The organism is Bacillus sp. FSL K6-0994, from assembly GCF_038630815.1.
GTDB classification, from domain to species: Bacteria; Bacillota; Bacilli; order Bacillales; family Bacillaceae; genus Bacillus; species Bacillus safensis.
The window spans coordinates 1,174,852-1,195,146 of sequence record NZ_CP152043.1; the positions used below are offsets into that span (position 1 = coordinate 1,174,852).

Sequence of the window (20,295 nt, forward strand, 5' to 3'; positions counted from 1 at the left end):
GAGAAGATCATGCCAAAAGAGATATTTATGCCGAAGCTGAGCAGTACGATGGAAGTCGGCACCTTGCTTCAATGGTTTAAAGAAGAAGGAGATTCGGTTGAAATCGGTGAGCCTCTTTTTGAAATTATGACAGACAAGATCAATATTGAGGTGGAAGCCTATGATGATGGTATTTTTCTAAAGAAATATTATGAAGCCGATGATCAAATTCCAGTCAATGCTGTCATTGGATACATCGGAGAGGCAAATGAACAGGTGCCAAGCGAACCGCCAGCACAATCAGATGAAGATTCACCAGGCAGCAGCGAATCGTCTTCATCAGACGCGGCTTCATCCAGTTCTGCTGAAGCCCCAAAAACACTTAATGAAAAAGTACGTGCCACACCTGCGGCGAGAAAAACGGCAAAGGATCATCATGTAGCGATTCATGAGGTATCTGGCACAGGACCTAAAGGCAGAGTTCAAAAGCGGGACGTCGAGGCGGCCGTCCACTCTAGTGAGAAAGATCAGCGCGTGTCACCGCTTGCAGAAAAAGTGGCTGCTCGTGAAGGAATTGATTTAGCGAATGTTGCTGGATCTGGTGCACACGGTAAAATTATGAAGAGTGATGTAACGGCAGCAGCTGCAAAAACAGTAGAGTCTTCTCCAGCGAAAACACAAAAACTAGCTGGTATGAGAAAAGTGATCGCTGACCGCATGTCACAAAGTGCCTTTACAGCACCGCACGTGACATTAACAAGTGAAATCGATATGACAAAAGCGAAAGAAATACGCAAACAGCTATTGCCAGCGATTGAAAAAGAGACAGGCTACAGACTGTCGTTCACAGAAATTATCATTCATGCGGTCAGCAACGTACTCACGCGCCACCCGCAGATCAATATGACATTTGAACAAAATGAGCTCCATTTCCATGATGATGTGCACATTGGTCTCGCTGTCGCTGTAAAAGATGGCTTAATGGTTCCAGTCATTTCTCATGCGAACCAAAAAGGGTTAAAACAGCTGACAAAAGAGGCAAAAGAAATCGGCCGAAACGCACGTGACCAAAAACTGCTGCCAGACCAGCTGAAAGGGTCCACTTTTACCATTAGTAACTTAGGGATGTATGCCATTGATACCTTTACCCCGATTATTAATCAGCCGGAAGTGGCGATCTTAGGGGTTGGGCGCATTCAAGAAAAACCTGTTGTAGTAGATGGAGAAATTCAGGTGCGGCCGATGATGGGTGTTAGTTTATCGTTTGATCACCGAGTGGTAGATGGCGCACCAGCGGCTGCCTTTTTAACAGACCTTAAAAAAGTGCTTGAACAACCATTTGAATTGCTAATGTAGGAGATGAATCGGATGACGAAAACGTATGATCTGACAGTCATTGGCGGAGGGCCTGGCGGGTATACTGCCGCCCTTCAAGCAGCTGAGCGTGGACGGAAGGTCGCATTGATTGAAGAGGATTTTCTAGGTGGTACTTGTTTAAATCGGGGCTGTATTCCTTCCAAGACACTGCTCAAACATGCAGAAGTCATTGAATCAATTGAGAAGGCGAAAAGCTGGGGAATTGAAACAGGTGATTTGGTCCTTTCCTTCGATAAAATGAGAAAGCGCAAAGATGACGTCATTGAAAAGCTCAGAGGCGGAATTGCCTTTTTATTAAAGCAAGGAAAGATTGATGTATATAACGGCAGAGGTACAGCTGTTACAAAGCACCGGATTGAGATTGAAAAGCAAGATGGTTCAGAATCGATTGAAACGAAAGAGCTCATCATTGCCACTGGATCTTCACCTGCCATTCCGCCAATACCGGGCCTTAAAGACATTCAATTTGACACAAGTGATACGATCTTTGACATCCCAGATATTCCGGCTTCTGTCGTCATCATTGGCGGCGGTGTCATTGGACTTGAGCTGGCTTGTATCTTCCAGAGTCTTCAATCAAAAGTCACGATTATCGAAGCGGCTCCGTCTATTATTCCACAAGAGGATGAGGAAGCATCTAAGCTGCTAGAAAGAGAATTAAAGAAAAAAGGCATCCATATCGCGAAAAAAACCACTGTGACAGAGGTGACGGAAAGCGAAGGAGTCAAAGCGGTTCATGCATCAGACGATAAAGGAGAGACGCATATCTTTACGGCTGAAAGACTGCTTGTTTGTGTAGGAAGAAGACCTAGCGTTTCTGCTGTCAGCCAGCTTGACCTTCAGCTGGATGGTCCTTTTATCAAGGTGAATGACAAGATGCAGACAAGTGTGGAAGGTGTCTATGCAGTTGGGGATGTTGCTGGCGGCTATCAGCTGGCTCACGCAGCGATGGCAGAGGCCGCTGTTGCGGTCAGTAATATTTGCGGTGTGCCTGAAAAAATGAATGCTGATATCATGCCTAGATGTATTTATACATTACCAGAGGTAGCGAGTGTTGGTCTGACTGAGAAAGAGGCAAAAGCCAAAGGACTTAACGTGCGGGCAGAACGATTTGATTTAGCGGCAAGCGGTAAAGCACTAGCGGCAGGTGATCAAACAGGCTTTATTAAATTGGTATACGATACAGCCTATGGTGAAGTGATTGGCGCGACGATGGTTGGCCCGCACGTCACAGAGATGATTTCAGAAGCTTCCTCCTTTATGTATTTAGAAGGAACAGCAGAAGAGATGGCGAAAATGATTCATCCGCATCCGACCATCTCAGAAGGTTTTTATGAAGCAGCACTTGATATCGTGAGTAAGCTGAGAAAATAATGGCCAAACAAGGGATAGGGAGGAGATGCATGTGCACGTCCAGCTTCATCAGAAAGCGGCACTTGTGACAGGTAGCACAGATGGATTTGGAGAAGCCATCTGCCTGGCTTTAGCCCGGGCAGGTGCACATGTTTTTTTACACACGTTTCATGATGAATCAAAGGCTAAAACCATTCGTGAAGACATTCAAAAAATGGGCGGTCAAGCGAGTATCATTCAGAACCCGCTGGAAACACCGCGTGATGCCGCGCGAATGCTGAGGCAAGTGATTGATACATGCGGTAAACTGGATATTTTGGTCAATCAAGCAGAGCAAGGAGCGGACGCGAAGCTTGATGACGTGGGCCCTGATGAGTGGGTGGATGAAGTGGAATCGGCTGTGAATACCGTCTTTCTTTCCAGTCAGGCTGCTGTATGGCATATGGTTGATCAGAGGCAAGGCTGCATCATTAATATATCGTCATCAGGCAGTATTACAGGTGATGGCGGGATCTCGCATGCTACTTCGAATTCTATGCTGAATGCCATGACAAAAGGGTTAGCGAGAGAATTTAAAGGCAAAGGCATCCGGGTGCTTGCGCTGCTGCCGCCTCCTCTCCATTTGGTTCCTGATACAGAGCAAATCAAGGAGACTGTGGCCCATATGACGGTGTTTCTCAGTACATCCTATGGTGCATTTACAGATGGCGTGGCGATTATGCTTGATGGGGGTGAGAGTGCTGGCTAATGTTCAAAAACCAGTTCTCATCGTTGGCGGAGCCCAAGGGATCGGAAAAGAAATTGCTGAGCGTTTTTTAAAAGAAGGGCACCAAGTCGCCGTGTCAGATATAGATGAAAAGGGACTTTCGCTCTTAAAGACACAGTATCCTCAGCTGCTGATATTTCAAGCTGACGTTTCATCGTGGGAAAGTGTTCAGCAAATGATATCAGCAGCTGAAAGGGAGCTGGGCGGTATTGCTCACCTTGTGTATTCAGCAGGAATGACTAAATCACTGCCTTTTTTAGAAGTCGATTTTTCACTTTGGAAAAAGACACTGGCTGTGAACTTATATGGTCTTTACTATTGCATCAAAGCGTTGGCACCCTATATGTGTGAGCGGCAGGAAGGCAGTGTTGTCATTATTGGATCGGGATCTGCAATCACCGGCTCAGGCGGCGGTATTCAATATTATGCATCAAAAGCAGGTGCTTTTGGATTGATGCGTTCGCTCGTAAAGGAACTAGGCTCGCATCAAATACGCATCAATGTGATTGCCCCCCGCGTCATTGAATCTCAAATGCTTGATACGCTCTATCCTACTGTAGAGGAGAAACGGCAGCTGCAATCACTCATTCCCATCGGAAGATTAGGAAAGCCTGAGGATATCGCAGGGCTCACTCTATTTCTTACACGTGGCGAGGGGAGCTATTTGCACGGACAGATTATCCTGTTAGACGGAGGGAGAACGTATCAGCCAAAATATACTGAGGGAAAAAGAGCGGAGAGTTAATCGCTCTTTTTGTCATTTTCATAACAATTGTTCCAATTGGAAACGAATGTTTGGTATACTGGTAATCATAGTATATTAAAAGGATGATGTCACATGCTGAATTGGGAAGAAAGACGACAGCTCGTCAAAGTTGCTCATCTTTATTATACAGACGGGTGGACGCAGCAGGAAATTGCAAAAAAGCTCAATGTCTCAAGACCAGTCATCTCAAAGCTCTTACAAAAAGCAAAAGATGTGGGAATTGTTGAAGTGTACATTAAAGACGAAAGCATTCATACGGTGGAACTTGAAAAGCAGCTAGAAACAACCTTTCAATTAACAGATGCGGTCGTTGTCCCAAGTGTCGGGACAATGTCTGAGATGGTGAAGCGGGCAGTCGGTCAAGCAGGCGCCTATTATTTGTCTAAAAACATGAAAAATGCGGAGAAAATCGGCATTTCATGGGGGACGACGCTTGCGGAGCTTGTAAAAGAATATCCGTTTGAACGAAGAAACGATGTGAAGGTCATTCCTTTAGAGGGCGGAATGGGCAGGCAGGCGGTCGACATTCATGCCAATCAGCTGGCATATGAGCTGGCAAAGAAAATGAACGGCACGTGTTCCTATTTATATGCCCCTGCGATTTTAGAAACAGAAGAATTAAAAGAACGGCTTATGGCGATGCAGGACATAGAAGCAGTGCTTGAAGAAGGCAGAAATGTGGATATTGCTCTCATCGGTATTGGCAACCCGCATAAAGGGTCAACTTTAAAAACAGTCGGTTATTTAAAAGAAGAGGACTTATCTGGTTTAAGGCAATCAGGGGCTGTCGGTGATATTGGCTTTCGTTTCTTTGATGGAGAAGGAAAACCTGTCCAAGATGAACTGAATCAAAAGGTCATTGGCTTATCGCTGGAACAATTAAAGAGCGTCAAAACGGTCATCGCTGTTGTAGAAGGAACCCATAAAGCTGAGAGTATTTTAGGGGCTTTAAATGGCGGCTTCATTCAAGTACTGGTGACAGACGAACTAACGGCGGCAGCCATTTTAAAGGAAGCATTCGTCCAATAAAAGGCTGGCAGCGTTCGAATGGTATAACAAGAGCAACATCAAACGAGAAAGGAGCTGTGTATCTTGAAGCAAACCGAAATGGAAGCAAACCTACACTGTACTCGGTGCCAAGAAGAGACCCTCCACAGCATCGTTTATGTGAATGATCAGATGAAAAGCGTTGAGTGTACAGAGTGTCATCAAAAGATCAGTGTGCAAGTCGACATCATGAAGGAATTTTACAAGGAAGTATACGAGAAAATAGCGACAAAGCCAAAGCGGATCACGCAGGAATATAAGTCGAACCTGAATGGATTTATCTCAAGACTCCCAATCCGTGTGCTTAGTAAGCCATACCGGCTCATGAGATATTTAAACGAATCATACAAAGTGATCAAACAATATAAAAAATGAAGCAGAGACCGTTTAGCACTCTGCTCCAGCCTGTAGGCAAGTCAGTCCTCCGCTCCGATACTCGTCTTTCCTAGACTGCAAAGGTTTTCTATTTTACGCTGAGAAGAAGGAAAAAAAGCAGAGCACTGTTTAGTGCTCTGCTTTTTTTTGTGTTTTTTTCATATAATAATAAATAGGCAGTCCAGCCATCCCGATCAGCATGGAGATCAGGCAGCTTTTCCAATCGGTGATCATGGTGCTGATTAAAACGAATAATGAACCGATAATCGCAATGATCGGTGTCAGCGGATAAAGTGGTACACTGTAAGCACGCTTCATTCCGCTGTTTTGTTTTCTCAGCTTAAAGACGGCGAAAAAGGCCATCACATAAAAGATGTAGATCATGAAAATCGAGACCTCAGACAGCTTCTCTGGATTACTGACGATCATAAACACAATGGCGATCAAAATTTGCACAAATACAGCGATCCAAGGTGTTTTAAATGTTGGGTGAATCCGCGAAATTGCGTTGGCGAAAGGAATCTGCTTTCGTTCTGCCATCGCAAAAATCACACGTGGGAATGAAAGAACCTTTCCGTTCAAACAGCCAAAGATGCTGATGATGATCCCAATACTAATGATTTTCCCGCCAATTGGCCCAAAGAGCATGGTAGCGGCAGTGCTTGTTGCATTTTCACCTAACTGGACAATTTGATCAGCTGGCAGCACGTGCAAAAGTGCGACATTAATAAAGAGATAACAAGCCGTCACGATTAAAATTCCGCCTGCCATTGCACGAGGAAGCAGTTTCTCAGGGTTTTTCATTTCACCCCCAAGCGCCGCAAGTAAAATCCAGCCATCATAAGCAAACAGCGTAGCCAAAATCGCTGCTCCGAAGTTCATTTGAGCGATACTATCGTTGACGGCCATCAAGATGTTTTCGTTACCTTTCCATATGCCAAACACAATAATCGCAGCAATTGGGACAAGCTTTCCGATAGTGGTCAGCCCCTGAACAAATCCGCCGTATTTTGTTCCCATGATGTTGATGATACATAAAAATAAAACGGTGATAATGCCGATCGTTGTAGACCATAAAGTCGAAAGAGAAAATAGATTGGCTAATAATGAACCAAAATAAAGACCAAGTGCACCAATGATGGCGGGTCCGTAAATAATAATCTGCACCCAGCCGCATAAGTAGCCCCAAAATTCACCATACACTTCTTCAAGATAGGCGTACAACCCGCCGGTTCTCGGGATTTGTGTACCAATTTCAGCGACAGTCAGTCCGCCTGCAAGGGTTAAGATGCCACCTAGCAGCCAAGCGAATAAGGCGATGTCTGAGCTTCCTGAATAGGAAAGGACGTTGCCTGGCTTCATAAAGACGCCTGACCCGATAATGGTCCCGATGACAAGAGATAGGGCGAAAAATAAGCCGATGTCTTGTTTTAACGCTGGTTGTTCTTTGTTCATTACACACGACCTCCTGCATCACTTTCGTACGTTACTGTGACATGTATTTTGTTCATTGTAATACGATTTTAGGAAAACAAGAATTAAAAAAATTTTCTGATTTTCGTATTTGTATTTGAAAGTGTTCGTTTATTGGAGATATTAGGGTGAATGTTGTGTTAAAAACGAACAATGAAAGTTTATTTTTGATTTAATGTTAATTTAATGACCGGAAACCGAACATCCAGTAAACGTGCAGCCAAATGGTTGACTTTTCTTGAAAAATGAACTATTTTATTCATAAGAATATTATCTCGAATTCGAGATAATTTAAAATAGGAGTGAAAATAATGAAAATCAATGGGATTCACCACGTATCTGCGTTAACAGCCAATGCTCAGAAAAATGTTGATTTCTACCGCCAAATCCTTGGCTTGAAACTTGTAAAGAAAACAGTCAATCAGGATGACCCGTCTATGTATCATTTGTTTTATGGAGATGAGGTCGCTTCACCAGGAACAGAGCTTACATTCTTTGAAATTCCAATGCTTGCCCGCCGTTTGGAAGGGACGAATGCGATCACAAGCACAGGTCTTCTCGTTTCTTCTGAAGAGGCACTCACGTTTTGGGGAAAGCGGTTTGAAGATAAAGGCGTGCAGCAAGAAACAGCTTCTTTGAGAGGCGGAAGACCTGCTTTGCGTTTTAAAGACTCAGAAGGGCAGCAGCTGTTTTTAACAGTAGAACCGAATACGCAAGAGGCAGGCTCACCGCCAGTGCATGACGATATTCCGGCAGAGTTTGCGATTAGAGGTTTAGGTCCAGTTGAATTAACCGTTGCAGAAGCTGACAAGACGATCCGTGTTTTAACGGACATCCTTGGTTTCACTGAAAGAGCACGTGAACAATCAAATGATGGTGAGATCGTGACCATTTTTGAGTCAGGAAATGGGGGTGCTGGAACAGAAATTCATGTGATCGAAAAAACAGAAGGGCCTTCTGAACGTTCCGGCAGAGGAAGTGTGCATCACGTCGCATTTCGTGTGAAAGACGCAGAGGAGCTTGAAAAATGGTATGAAAAAATCTCAAAAGCAGGCTTCACGAACTCTGGTGTTGTAGAACGTTTTTACTTTAAAGCTCTTTACTTTAGAGAGCCAAATGGTATTTTATTTGAAATTTCAACAGATGGCCCTGGATTTACAGTCGATGAAGGGGTGGATGAGCTTGGCGATCAATTAGCCCTTCCGCCGTTCCTAGAGCATAAACGAGCAGAAATTGAACAAAGATTAACGCCAATTCAGTCGTCATAAAAAAACAGCTCATCAACTGAGCTGTTTTTTTATTAGGAACTGACCTGCTTAGATTCAGATTGTGTTAATGTGACCTGCTTTGTTTCTTGTTTTCCGTTTCGAATGAGGGTGATGCTCACGGTGTCTCCTACTTTTGCATTCGTGTATAGCTCATGACGTAATTCACTGCCAGTTTTGATTTGTTTCCCATTGATGCCGGTAATGACATCCTCTGACTTTAAGCCAGCTTTGGCGGCAGGTGAACCTGCGGCGATATCTTTGACATACACGCCTTGATTGAGCTGACTGCTTTTAAGTCCGAGAGTTTCTTTTTGATACACATTTGGAACTTGTTCGAGATCCAGCATGCTGATGCCGATATATGGACGTTCAATTTTTCCTTTTGCGAGAAGCTGATCAGCGATTGGTTTGACATCATTGATTGGCAGTGCGAACCCAATGCCTTCAACACCTGTTTCAGAGATTTTCATACTCGTGATCCCCACAACCTTTCCGTCTGTCGTCAGAAGCGGGCCTCCGCTGTTACCTGGGTTAATGGCTGCATCTGTTTGAATAACATTAATGCTGCTTTCGCCTGCTGATGTGTTCATAGAGACTGTTCGGTCGACACCGCTGACAATTCCTTGTGTCACCGTTCTTGAAAGATCTTCACCAAGCGGGTTTCCGATCGCAATGACGGTTTCTCCAGCACGCAGTGAGGAGGAATTGCCTAATGCCGCAACCTTCGTCACATGACTGCTGCTAATTTCCACAACGGCTAAGTCAGTGAGCGGATCAGCTCCAACCAGTTTTCCTTCAATGGTTTTGCCATCGTGTAAGGATACGGTTAGTTTATTTGCCCCTTCAATGACGTGGTTGTTTGTTAAGACATAGGCTTTATTGCCTGATTTTTTGAAAATCACTCCTGAGCCTGTACCGGTTTCTTCCTCTTGACTGCTTTTGTTTTGCTGTGATTCATCGAAAGGCGTATTGAAATCGCCAAAGCTCGTGTCTGTTTGCGTTTGGTAGTTTGTAATGCCGACAATAGCTGGTGATACATTTTCGACCATACTGGAGATGCTGCTTGATGAATTTGATGTTTGGACGGCTGTTGTTTTTGACGAATTCGTGTGATTTGTCGATACTGCTTCAGTTTTCGCTGCCGAATCATTTGCAGTGCTGTCTGATGAATGCTGAGCATATGGCGTAAGAACGTAGACACCTAACGCTAATGTACCGCCTACAACACCGCTGACAAATGGCTTAAACCAGCCGTTTGGCTTTTTCTGTTTTTGAGGTTGTTCAATTGTTTGTTTGTCATCTTTGTGCTGTGTCATTTCAATCACTCTCTTTCAATGATTTTTTCATGTATGTGTTTGGGTGTTTTACCGTATGTGGTGGGGACTGACTTTATCGTATGAAAAAAGTGTGGGATAAAAATGAAAACATTGTGGGAAATTGTTAAAATAAGTAGTGAATCTAAGCAAGATAGAGGAGATTAAACTGTGGAGACAATTGGAATCATTGGATATGGAAGTATGGCTGATATGATGGTGCAAAAGTGGCTGGAAAATGGGGTGCTGGATGCTCATCAAATCATGATCCATACAAGAAGTGAAACGGAGCGCCTTCATCAGCTCAAAGAAAAGCACCAAGAAGTCAACATTTGTTCATTAGACGAACTTTCTGCGTCATGTGATATATTGTTTGTCTGCGTGCCGCCGCTTGCAGTACTTGATGTTCTGGATCAGCTGCCTTCTCGAGCGAGAGCGGTACATATTGTGTCAGTAGCAGCAGCTGTGACATTAGAAAAGTTACAGGCGCATACAACACAGCCAGTGTCTAGATACATCCCAACACTCACGTCAGCTGTTGGGACGGGCGTATCACTTGTTGCGCATGGTGCAGCAGCAGGAAGCGAGGAAAAGGAGCGTTTGCACCGTCTGCTTTCAGCTTTTAGCATCGTCAGGGAAGTAGGGGAAGACCGGTTTGATGCGGCGAGCAATTTGACAAGCTCATCTCCTGGTTTTATCGCTGCTCTTTTTGAAGAAATGGCGAAAGCGGCTGTGAGAAATAGTGATCTTTCCTTAGAGGAAGCGAATGAATTTTTAACGTATGCCCTTTTAGGTACTGGCCAGATCCTCGTAGAGCGAGGCCTAACCTTTGCTGAAACTGTCGATAGAGTGGCGACAAAAGGGGGAATTACAGGAGAAGGTGCTGAGGTCATTCAACAGCAGGCACCTCAGATGTTTGATGATTTATTTACACAAACCATGAAGAAATATGAACAGCTGAAATCTCAGATCAACGAAGCGGATAAACACCACTAAAGACATAGTTAGTGGTGTTTTATTTGTTAAAAAAATCCTTTCTAAAAAAGCCTTTTGACCTGTATTATCTGAGTCTAAACTCCTTATTTTCGGACATTGTATTGAAAAATCAATCAAGTTCTCATATAATTTTTTAGAAAATTTAGAAAAATATACACAAATTTTATGTTTAATTAAAGGGGGATGGGAATGAAGCTCTATGTATCTGTCGATATGGAGGGGATTACTGGTCTAGCTGATCATACATTTGTTGATTCGCGCCAGCATAACTATGAGCGGGGCAGACGTATTATGACTGGTGAAGTGAATACTTGTGTAGAAGCGCTTCTTCAGCATGGTGCCACCGACATTTTGGTGAATGACAGTCATTCTAAAATGAATAATCTTTTGATCGAAGAACTGCATGAAGAGGCAGTTCTCATATCAGGTGACGTAAAGCCTTATTCAATGGTGCAAGGATTGGATCAAACCTATGATGCAGCTGTTTTCTTAGGCTATCATGCAAGGGCATCAATGAAAGGTGTGATGTCGCACAGTATGATTTTTGGTGTCAGACATTTTTACATAAATGATCATCCAATTGGGGAAATGGGCTTTAATGCGTATGTTGCAGGCTACTATGGTGTGCCGGTGATTCTTGTTTGCGGGGATGATCAAGCAGCACGTGAGGCAGAAAAGCTGATGCCTGGTGTGAAAACAGTGGCAGTGAAAGAAACCATCTCAAGATCTGCTGTGAAATGCTTACCTCCTGCCAAAGTCAATAAACAAATCTCGCAGCAAGTGGAAGCCGCGATGAAACAGATTGATCAAATGAAGCCGCTGACGCCTCCTGATCAGCCGCTGCTTAAGATTGAGTTTGCCAATTATGGACAAGCTGAATGGGCAAATTTAATGCCGGGTACTGCCATCATAGAAGGAACAACGACGGTGACGTACCAAGCAGACAATATATTAGAAGCCTATCAAGCGATGCTTGTCATGACAGAGCTTGCCGCACGTACAACATTTTGTTAAGTGAGGGGGAGACAGCAGATGGCCAGCTTTTTGTTCAAGCGTTTTATTGCGATGATTGCTACGATCTTAACGATTACGACTTTAACGTTTATTTTAATGAAGGTCATCCCAGGATCGCCTTTCAATGAAGAACGAAATACAAACGAAACCGTCCAGCGAAACCTCGAAAGCTACTATCACTTAGACGAACCACTCTATGTTCAATATGTCATCTATTTAAAATCCATTGTTACCTTTGATTTTGGTCCTTCCATTAAAAAGCCTTCTGAAAGTGTCAATGATCTATTGGCGAGAGGCTTCCCAGTCTCATTAGAACTTGGTCTTATCTCGATATTGATTGCTGTCATCTCTGGCATCCTGCTAGGGGTCATGGCTGCCCTCCGGCATAATGGTTTGATTGATTACATCGCCATGACCATTGCAGTTTTCGGTATATCCATTCCAAACTTTATCTTTGCTACCCTATTAATTCAGCAGCTTGCTGTCAATTTGAAGCTCTTTCCTACAGCGATGTGGACAAGTCCAATGCATATGGTGCTGCCTACAATCGCCCTTGCTGTCGGCCCAATGGCGATTATCGCCAGGTTAACGAGATCGAGCATGATTGAAGTGCTGTCGCAAGACTATATCCGTACGGCCAAAGCAAAAGGGCTTTCTCCCTTTAAAATTGTATTTAAGCATGCGCTTCGGAATGCACTTTTACCCGTTGTGACCATTCTTGGAACACTTGTCGCAAGTATTTTAACAGGAAGTTTTGTCATTGAAAAAATATTCGCCATTCCTGGGATGGGAAAATACTTTGTCGAGAGTATTAACAACCGTGATTATCCTGTCATCATGGGAACCACAGTTTTTTACAGCATTATTTTAATCACACTTCTCTTCATTGTCGATGTGGCGTATCGTCTCCTTGATCCGAGGATTCAGCTGCATCAGAAAGGAGGAAAGGCATGAGTATACACCTTCAGCATGATCCACCGAACAGGCATCCTGAAGTGCCAGACGAATGGTTTTCTCCACGAGAGCAAAAGAAAACAGAAGCCCATGCCATTAAAAGACCCTCTCTTTCCTATTGGGCAGATACATGGAGGCGGCTGAAGCAAAATAAGCTTGCGATGTTTAGCCTATCGGTCTTGATTTTTCTTTTTGTCATGGCAGTCTTAGGCCCATTGCTTGCGCCAAATAGTGTGACAGAGCAACGTCTTTCGATGCAAAATCTGCCGCCCTCGGCTGCTCACTGGTTTGGAACAGATGAGCTTGGACGAGATGTATTCACACGTACTTGGTACGGAGCACGCATTTCGTTATTTGTGGGCGTCATGGCAGCCCTGATTGATTTTGCCATCGGTGTGATTTATGGGGGCATAGCCGGCTATAAGGGAGGCAAATACGACCATGTCATGATGAGAATTGTCGAGGTGCTCTACGGACTTCCTTATTTACTCGTCGTCATTTTATTGATGGTGCTCATGGGGCCAGGGCTTGTCACCATTATTGTAGCGCTCACTGTCACCGGATGGATTGGAATGGCAAGAATTGTGAGAGGTCAGGTTCTTCAGCTGAAAAGCCAGGAATATGTCCTTGCCTCAAAAACCTTTGGTGCCAAAAGCCTGCGGATCATTCGCCGCAACCTGCTGCCGAATACGATGGGGCCGATTATCGTCCAAATGACCCTGACTGTACCGACCGCGATATTTGCTGAAGCGTTCCTAAGCTTTCTCGGTTTAGGTATTCAAGCGCCGTTTGCAAGCTGGGGCGTGATGGCTAATGACGCTTTGCCGACTGTGCTGTCAGATAATGGACATTGGTGGCGTTTATTTTTCCCGGCATTTTTTATTTCACTCACGATGTTTTGCTTTAACAATTTAGGTGATGGCTTGCAAGATGCGCTTGATCCAAAGATGAAGAGGTGAAGCGCTTTGAAAAAAGTTCTACAAATTATCGATCTGCACGTCAGTTTTCGGACATACGGCGGTTCAGTTCAAGCAGTACGCGGAGTGAATGTCGATGTATATGAAAAAGAAACCCTCGCCATTGTGGGAGAATCAGGCTGCGGAAAAAGTGTGACATCACAAAGCATTATGAGGCTTCTGCCTGCATACAGCGCGCAAGTCGATCAGGGAGAAATCTGGTTTCAAGACCGCAACTTGCTGTCATTATCTGAAAAAGAAATGCGCGCCATACGAGGCGTGGATATTTCGATGATCTTCCAAGATCCGATGACAGCACTCAACCCAACCTTGACAATAGGAGATCAGCTGATGGAGGCGGCGAAGGAGCATCAAAAGCTGACGAAAAAAGAAGTGAAAGAAGCCGCCATACAAATGCTTGATTTGGTTGGTATTCCGCAGCCAAAGGAGAGACTAAAGCAATATCCGCACCAATTCAGCGGGGGAATGAGGCAGCGGCTCATGATTGCCATGGCACTGATTTGTGAGCCAAAGGTGCTGATCGCAGATGAACCGACGACCGCGCTGGATGTGACCATACAGGCACAAATTTTAGAGCTGTTTAAAGAGATTCAGAGGAAAACAGGGGTTACCATTATCTTAATCACACACGACTTAGGGGTCGTAGCCCAAGTTGCCGACCGGGTAGCGGTCATGTACGGAGGGAAAATGGTTGAAACCGGAACAAGGCAGGATATTTTTTACAGTCCGCAGCATCCTTATACAAAAGGGCTCCTGCAATCCGTTCCAAGACTTGATATGAAAGATGAACTGATTCCGATTGAAGGAAGCCCGCCTGATTTATTTGCACCGCCAAAGGGCTGTCCGTATACCGATCGCTGCCCGGCTGCCATGAAAGTGTGTGATCATATCATGCCGCACGAAACGCAGCGGTCACCTACTCATACAGTGCATTGCTGGCTTCAGGATGAGCGAGCGAACCAAGCGATGTTATCTTCAACACAAAGGGGGAGTTTTTGATGAGGAAAAAAGGGTGGATCATCAGTATTTGTTTGTTTATCATCATACTGCTCGCTGGATGTACAGCCAATGAGCAAGCAGGTAAAGGCTCATCAAGCAATAAGGATGAAAAGAAAGTATTAACCTTAAATAACGAAAACGAACCGACGTCATTTGACCCGCCGATTGGTTTTAATAATGTATCGTGGCAAGGTCTGAATAACTTAATGGAGGGATTAACAAGACTGAACGAAAAGCACGAACCATCTCCTGCAATGGCGGAAAAATGGGAGATTTCAGAGGATGGCAAAACGTACACGTTTCATTTAAGAGACGGCATCAAGTGGTCGAATGGTGACCCAGTGAAAGCGAGTGACTTTGAATATGCGTGGAAGCGTCTGCTCGATCCGAAAACAGGCTCATCTGCATCGTTCTTAGCATACATGATTGAAGGCGGAGAGGCATTTAACAGCGGAAAGGGAAAGAAAGAGGACGTAAAAGTCAGTGCTGAAAATGACAAAACGCTAAAGGTCACACTGGCATACCCGCAGAAATCGTTCTTAAATATGACCGCAAACCCTGCCTTTTTCCCTGTCAATGAGAAGGTAGCAGAGAAGGATCCAAACTGGGCAAAGGATGCCAAAACCTTTGTTGGGAATGGACCGTTTCAGCTGACAGAATGGAAGCATGATGAGAGCTTCACTATGGAAAAAAGTGAGACGTATTGGGACAAAAAATCAGTCAAGCTGGATCAGGTAAAGTGGCTGATGATCAGCGATCGAAACACTGATTATCAAATGTATCAATCGGGAGATTTAGATACTGCCTTCGTTCCAGCAGAACAAAGTGAAAATTTGCTGAAAAATAAAGATGTGCAAATTGAAGATCAGGCCGGACTGTTCTTTTATCGTCTGAATGTGAACATGGAACCTTTTCAAAATAAGAACATTCGCAAAGCCTTTCAAATGGCGATCAATCCGCAAGATATCGTGGATTATGTAACGAAAAATAAAGAGAAGCCAGCCCGCGCCTTCGTTTCACCGGGGATTCTAGATTCAAAGGGTGATGATTTCAGAGAAGCTGGCGGCGATCTTGTCAAACAAGATACGAGTGAAGCTGCGAAGCTATTAGAAAAAGGGCTGAAAGAAGAAAACTATTCAAAGCTGCCGCCCGTCACATTAACATATAGCACAAAGCCTGAGAATAAGAAAAAAGCTGAAGCCATCCAGCAGCAATTAAAAGAAGCGCTGGGTGTGGACGTGAAGCTTGCAAACATGGAAGCCAATGTATTTGCAGAGGATCAAAAGGCGCTGAAATTCCAATTCTCGCAAAGTTCATTTTTAGCAGACTATGCAGATCCGATCAATTTCCTAGAGAGCTTCCAAACAGGGAATGCGATGAACCGGACTGGATGGTCAAACGACACCTATGATCAGCTCATTAAAAAGGCGAGCCAGGAAGCAGATGAACAAAAAAGAAACAGCATCCTTCATGATGCAGAGGCACTTCTCATTGAAGAAGCACCGATCATTCCAATTCATTTTTATAACCAAGTGCATTTGCAAAAAGAGGGCGTGAAGGGAATTGTCCGCCACCCTGTTGGGTATATCGATTTGAAATGGGCACAAGTAGATGGAGAGTAATTGAAGGAAAAGAGGAACACGGACGCTTTGAACAAAAGCGTCTGTTCCTTTATTTGTTCATGTTATGGAGAAGATGCCCATAGATTGTAAGAAATAAAGAGAAAGAGGGGATTGGCATGAACCAGCTGCCAGCGGCGCTTCAAACAGGGGATACGGTGGGGGTTATCGCACCAGCAAGCCCGCCTGATGAATTGAAATTAGCAAAAGGGATTGCCTTTTTAGAAAGCCTCGGGCTGAAGGTGAAAAAAGGGAAGTATCTTGATTCCCGGTACGGATATTTAGCAGGTCGTGATCATGAAAGAGTGGAAGATCTTCATGGCATGTTTCAAGATCCAGAAGTCAAAGCGGTTATTTGTGCCTGCGGAGGGTACGGAACTGGAAGACTTGCAGAAGTCATTGACTATGATCTCATTCGCCGGAATCCAAAAATCTTTTGGGGTTATAGTGACATTACGTTTTTACATACGGCCATCCAGCAGCAGACGGGTCTTGTGACTTTTCATGGTCCAATGCTTTCCTCTGATGTGGGACTTGAAGAGGTCCATCCGTATACGAAGGATACCTTTTTGCAGCTGTTCACGCCGAAGGCCTTTACGTATTCGCATCACTTGTCACCTCTTCATACCTTCTACCCCGGCACCGCTTCAGGGGACATCATAGGAGGGAATCTTGCCCTCATCGTGACAACACTTGGCACACCTTTTGAAATTGATACGAAGGGAAAGCTGTTGTTCATTGAAGATATTGACGAAGAGCCTTATAAAATCGATCGCATGATGCAGCACCTCACCTCTGCTGGAAAATTGGATGATGCGGCTGGATTCATCATTGGCGATTTTCATCAATGTGAACCAAAAAAGAAAGACCAGTCCTTAACGTTGGAACAGCTGTGGGAAACCTATATTGTGCCGCAAAAGAAACCTGCACTTGGCGGCTTTCGGATCGGTCATTCATCACCCAACTTTGCCATTCCGATGGGCGTGCAGGCTGCACTAGATGCGGCAGGGAAGAAACTGCACATTTCTCCAGGCGTTGCAGCGAAAGAGGCGATTAAATGAACATTGTGGATGTTCGTACATGCAGAACGAGTGTACCGCTAAAAAAGCCTTTCAAAACCGCTTTAAGAACGGTGTATGACGCAGCATCTCTGATCGTCATCATCACATATGATCAAGGTGACGTCAGCTACGGAGAGGCAGTTCCCACATCGGTGATTACAGGAGAAACGCTGGAAAGCATCGACTATGCCATCTGTGAAGTGATCAGACCCATTTTGCTAGGGGCTTCCTTGGCAGAGTATGAACAAATCTTTTCTGCTATGAACCGCGTGCTCGCAAGCAACACAAGCGCAAAGGCTGCAATCGATATGGCCATTTATGATGGCTTAGCAAAGCAGGCAGGACTTCCGCTTTATCAATACCTTGGCGGATATCGTCATCAGCTCGAAACCGACTATACGGTCAGTGTAAACCGGCCGCTTGAGATGGCGGAAGATGCGAAGCAATACGCAGCCGAAGGCTTTCAGACGTTAAAGGTTAAAGTAGGAAAAGATGATATACACACGGATATTCAGCGGATCAAGCGGATTCGAGAAAAAGTCGGTCCGGATATTCAGATCAGGCTCGACGCCAATCAGGGCTGGACGTGGAAGGAAGCGATCACAGCCATTCGAAAAATGGAAGCGCTGAATATTGAACTAGTAGAACAGCCAGTGCCGAAAGAAGATATTGAAGGTCTGCGCCGTGTGACAGAAGCAACTGAAACACTGATTATGGCAGACGAAAGCATTTTCAGTTTTCATGATGCCATTAGGGTGCTTGAAACGAGAAGCTGCGATCTGATCAATTTAAAATTAATGAAATCAGGCGGCATAAAAGAAGCATTAAAAATCAATGCCCTAGCCGAAGCATACGGTGTTCAGTGCATGGTTGGCAGTATGATTGAGTCAAAGCTTGGCATTACAGCTGCGGCACATTTCGCCGCAAGCCAGCCGAATATCACCCGCTGCGATTTTGATGCCCCGCTTATGCTGAAAGAGGACATGATAGACGGAGGAATCGTGTACAAAGGAAAAGATATATTTTTACCGCTGCATCATGGGTTAGGCATTCAAGGGGTGAAAGGAGTCTCATGATGATATACGAATCAAAGGTTCCAGTCGCTAACGTATGGACAGCGCCGCATTCGCCGAGAGAAATCGATCAGAAGGTACTTCAGGACTCCATCAACATCAAAGAGTGGATTGACCAGCAAACATATGAAGAAAAGCTGGCTTTATGTGAAGAGAATTTGATTCAATCTCAAGTACTGCTCGGCGGACGAGTGATTGGATTAGAAGAGACAGATGGCTGGATAAAAGTCGTCATACCGCAGCAGGCCAGCCGGAAACATCCAGAAGGCTATCCAGGCTATATACCTGCTGAGCAATTAACGCAAGTAACAGAGGGAAGTGCGTCAGCTGTATCTCTTATCGTTTGTCAGAAAAAAGCCACGCTATATCAAAACGGGGAACCAGATATGGAGATTAGTTTTTTAACAGAGCTGGCAGCAGCCAAAGAAACTGATGATCAATTTCATGTTGTCACCCCAGTAGGAATAAGAGAAATCAACAAAGCGGATGTACGCCCAGGCTCACATGCTTTCTCTATGACAGGCAAAGATGTCGTAGACGCAGGAAAACAATTTATAGGCCTTTCGTATTTATGGGGAGGCATGAGCAGCTTTGGCTATGATTGTTCAGGCTTTGCTTACAGCATGTACAAAGCGTGCGGATATCTTTTGCCGAGAGATGCAAGTGACCAAGCTGTTCAAGGAACGCCGGTTACATCAAGCCATTTAGAACAAGGCGACTTGCTGTTTTTTGCAAATGAAAACGGAAAGGGAGCGGTCCGCCATGTAGGGATCTACGCTGGGGACGGGATGATGCTTCATTCGCCTAAAACCGGCAGACAAATAGAGCTTCTCTCCCTTTCTGGCACTTCATATGAAAAGGAATGGGCAGGTGCAAGGCGGTATTTACCAAGCGAGAGGAGGAGCGATCATGACAGTTGAACCACTCTTACAAGTAAACAACCTTAAAAAACATTTTCATCTATCGAAAGGGAGAACCTTAAAAGCGCTGGATGGTGTCTCTTTTCAGCTGAAACAAGGTGAAACCTTTGGTCTCGTTGGTGAGTCTGGCTGCGGCAAATCCACACTTGGAAAAGTGCTCATGCGTCTTTATGAACCTACAGATGGTGAAGCCTTATATGAAGGAAAAAGTCTTCACCACCTTTCTAAAAAAGAATCATTTGATTTCAACCGGCAAATGCAAATGGTCTTTCAAGATCCGTATTCCTCGTTAAATCCAAGACTGTCAGTAAAAGATATTATGCTGGAGCCAATGGAGATTCATCAGCTTTATGGCAGTCAAAAGAAAAGGATTGCCCGTGTGAAAGAACTGCTTGAAGCGGTAGGATTAAGCTATGATTTTGCCACCCGTTATCCGCACGAATTTAGCGGGGGACAGAGGCAGAGAATCGGCATTGCAAGAGCACTTGCCTTAGCGCCAAAATTTATTGTGGCAGATGAGCCGATTTCTGCACTAGACGTCTCCGTCCAAGCGCAGGTCGTGAACCTGCTGAAAAAACTGCAAAAAGAGGAAGGATTAACTTTTCTTTTTATTGCACATGACTTGTCCATGGTGAAATATATTAGTGACCGGATCGGTGTCATGTATTTAGGTCATCTCGTCGAATTGACGACGAGTGATGCATTATATCAAACACCGCTTCACCCATATACACAAGCCTTGCTGTCTGCCATCCCCATTCCAGATCCTGACGTAGAGGACAAGCGCAAAAGGTTTATTTTAAAAGGAGAAATTCCAAGTCCAGTGAACCCGCCAAGCGGCTGTGTATTTCGAACACGATGTCCTGCCGCGATGGATGTGTGTGCTGAAAAAAAGCCGACATTACAAGCGGTGGAAGAAGGACATGAAGTCGCCTGTCATTTATACAATAGAAAATAGGACAAGC

The 20,295-nt window shown here is 44.6% G+C and carries 19 protein-coding genes; 17 read left to right on the forward strand and 2 right to left on the reverse strand.

The features are described from left to right. Positions 1–9 precede the first annotated feature (9 nt). The 6 genes from MHB69_RS05985 to MHB69_RS06010 all read left to right on the forward strand — a co-directional run bounded on the left by MHB69_RS05985 (position 10) and on the right by MHB69_RS06010 (position 5,663). A complete protein-coding gene (locus MHB69_RS05985) occupies positions 10–1,335 on the forward strand; it encodes a dihydrolipoamide acetyltransferase family protein (protein WP_144496593.1) in 1,326 nt (441 codons plus the stop codon). Between the two features lie 12 nt (positions 1,336–1,347). Then, entirely contained in the window at positions 1,348–2,730 is a 1,383-nt protein-coding gene (lpdA, locus tag MHB69_RS05990) for a dihydrolipoyl dehydrogenase (protein ID WP_070325743.1), read from the forward strand. A 25-nt stretch (positions 2,731–2,755) separates the two neighbouring features. Continuing rightward, positions 2,756–3,457 (forward strand): SDR family NAD(P)-dependent oxidoreductase, encoded by a 702-nt coding sequence (locus MHB69_RS05995; RefSeq protein ID WP_254114490.1) that lies wholly within the window; start codon positions 2,756–2,758, stop codon positions 3,455–3,457. Further along, positions 3,435–4,220, forward strand: coding sequence for an SDR family oxidoreductase (locus tag MHB69_RS06000; protein WP_217008618.1), 786 nt, complete (start codon positions 3,435–3,437; stop codon positions 4,218–4,220). The genes MHB69_RS05995 and MHB69_RS06000 overlap by 23 nt, the downstream gene beginning before the upstream one ends. A 93-nt stretch (positions 4,221–4,313) precedes the next feature. Next, a complete protein-coding gene (locus MHB69_RS06005) occupies positions 4,314–5,270 on the forward strand; it encodes a sugar-binding transcriptional regulator (protein WP_176967503.1) in 957 nt (318 codons plus the stop codon). Positions 5,271–5,333: 63 nt separating this feature from the next. Continuing rightward, entirely contained in the window at positions 5,334–5,663 is a 330-nt protein-coding gene (locus tag MHB69_RS06010) for a bh protein (RefSeq protein WP_034281483.1), read from the forward strand. A 129-nt stretch (positions 5,664–5,792) separates the two neighbouring features. Here MHB69_RS06010 and MHB69_RS06015 read toward each other — a convergent pair whose 3' ends face one another. Further along, positions 5,793–7,118: an amino acid permease gene (locus MHB69_RS06015; RefSeq protein WP_041116373.1), complete on the reverse strand. Its 1,326-nt coding sequence runs from the start codon at positions 7,116–7,118 to the stop codon at positions 5,793–5,795. Between the two features lie 329 nt (positions 7,119–7,447). Between MHB69_RS06015 and MHB69_RS06020 the strand changes: the two genes are divergently transcribed. Then, positions 7,448–8,404, forward strand: coding sequence for a ring-cleaving dioxygenase (locus MHB69_RS06020; RefSeq protein ID WP_342496078.1), 957 nt, complete (start codon positions 7,448–7,450; stop codon positions 8,402–8,404). Positions 8,405–8,436: 32 nt separating this feature from the next. Here MHB69_RS06020 and MHB69_RS06025 read toward each other — a convergent pair whose 3' ends face one another. Continuing rightward, complete coding sequence (locus MHB69_RS06025; protein WP_061109728.1) at positions 8,437–9,720, reverse strand: trypsin-like peptidase domain-containing protein; 1,284 nt, start codon at positions 9,718–9,720, stop codon at positions 8,437–8,439. A 168-nt stretch (positions 9,721–9,888) separates the two neighbouring features. Between MHB69_RS06025 and proG the strand changes: the two genes are divergently transcribed. The 10 genes from proG to MHB69_RS06075 all read left to right on the forward strand — a co-directional run bounded on the left by proG (position 9,889) and on the right by MHB69_RS06075 (position 20,288). Then, entirely contained in the window at positions 9,889–10,713 is an 825-nt protein-coding gene (proG, locus tag MHB69_RS06030) for a pyrroline-5-carboxylate reductase ProG (protein WP_061109729.1), read from the forward strand. A 189-nt stretch (positions 10,714–10,902) separates the two neighbouring features. Continuing rightward, positions 10,903–11,727, forward strand: coding sequence for a M55 family metallopeptidase (locus MHB69_RS06035; protein WP_342496079.1), 825 nt, complete (start codon positions 10,903–10,905; stop codon positions 11,725–11,727). An 18-nt stretch (positions 11,728–11,745) separates the two neighbouring features. Continuing rightward, on the forward strand, positions 11,746–12,681 hold the full coding sequence (locus MHB69_RS06040; RefSeq protein ID WP_034281489.1) for an ABC transporter permease: 936 nt from the start codon (positions 11,746–11,748) through the stop codon (positions 12,679–12,681). Next, the gene (locus tag MHB69_RS06045; RefSeq protein ID WP_034281490.1) at positions 12,678–13,640 is read left to right on the forward strand and encodes an ABC transporter permease; all 963 of its coding nucleotides are present in this window, start codon (positions 12,678–12,680) and stop codon (positions 13,638–13,640) included. The genes MHB69_RS06040 and MHB69_RS06045 overlap by 4 nt, the downstream gene beginning before the upstream one ends. A gap of 6 nt (positions 13,641–13,646) precedes the next feature. Next, positions 13,647–14,657: an ABC transporter ATP-binding protein gene (locus MHB69_RS06050; protein ID WP_044331813.1), complete on the forward strand. Its 1,011-nt coding sequence runs from the start codon at positions 13,647–13,649 to the stop codon at positions 14,655–14,657. Continuing rightward, positions 14,657–16,279, forward strand: a complete 1,623-nt coding sequence (locus tag MHB69_RS06055; protein ID WP_268480560.1) for a peptide ABC transporter substrate-binding protein — start codon at positions 14,657–14,659, stop codon at positions 16,277–16,279. The genes MHB69_RS06050 and MHB69_RS06055 overlap by 1 nt, the downstream gene beginning before the upstream one ends. Before the next feature lie 116 nt (positions 16,280–16,395). Continuing rightward, positions 16,396–17,337 (forward strand): LD-carboxypeptidase, encoded by a 942-nt coding sequence (locus MHB69_RS06060; protein ID WP_034281493.1) that lies wholly within the window; start codon positions 16,396–16,398, stop codon positions 17,335–17,337. After that, complete coding sequence (locus MHB69_RS06065; protein WP_081124296.1) at positions 17,334–18,413, forward strand: dipeptide epimerase; 1,080 nt, start codon at positions 17,334–17,336, stop codon at positions 18,411–18,413. The genes MHB69_RS06060 and MHB69_RS06065 overlap by 4 nt, the downstream gene beginning before the upstream one ends. Next, the gene (locus MHB69_RS06070) at positions 18,413–19,330 is read left to right on the forward strand and encodes an NlpC/P60 family protein (RefSeq protein WP_268480563.1); all 918 of its coding nucleotides are present in this window, start codon (positions 18,413–18,415) and stop codon (positions 19,328–19,330) included. The genes MHB69_RS06065 and MHB69_RS06070 overlap by 1 nt, the downstream gene beginning before the upstream one ends. Then, positions 19,320–20,288, forward strand: coding sequence for an oligopeptide/dipeptide ABC transporter ATP-binding protein (locus MHB69_RS06075; RefSeq protein WP_041116397.1), 969 nt, complete (start codon positions 19,320–19,322; stop codon positions 20,286–20,288). The genes MHB69_RS06070 and MHB69_RS06075 overlap by 11 nt, the downstream gene beginning before the upstream one ends. Positions 20,289–20,295 lie beyond the last annotated feature (7 nt).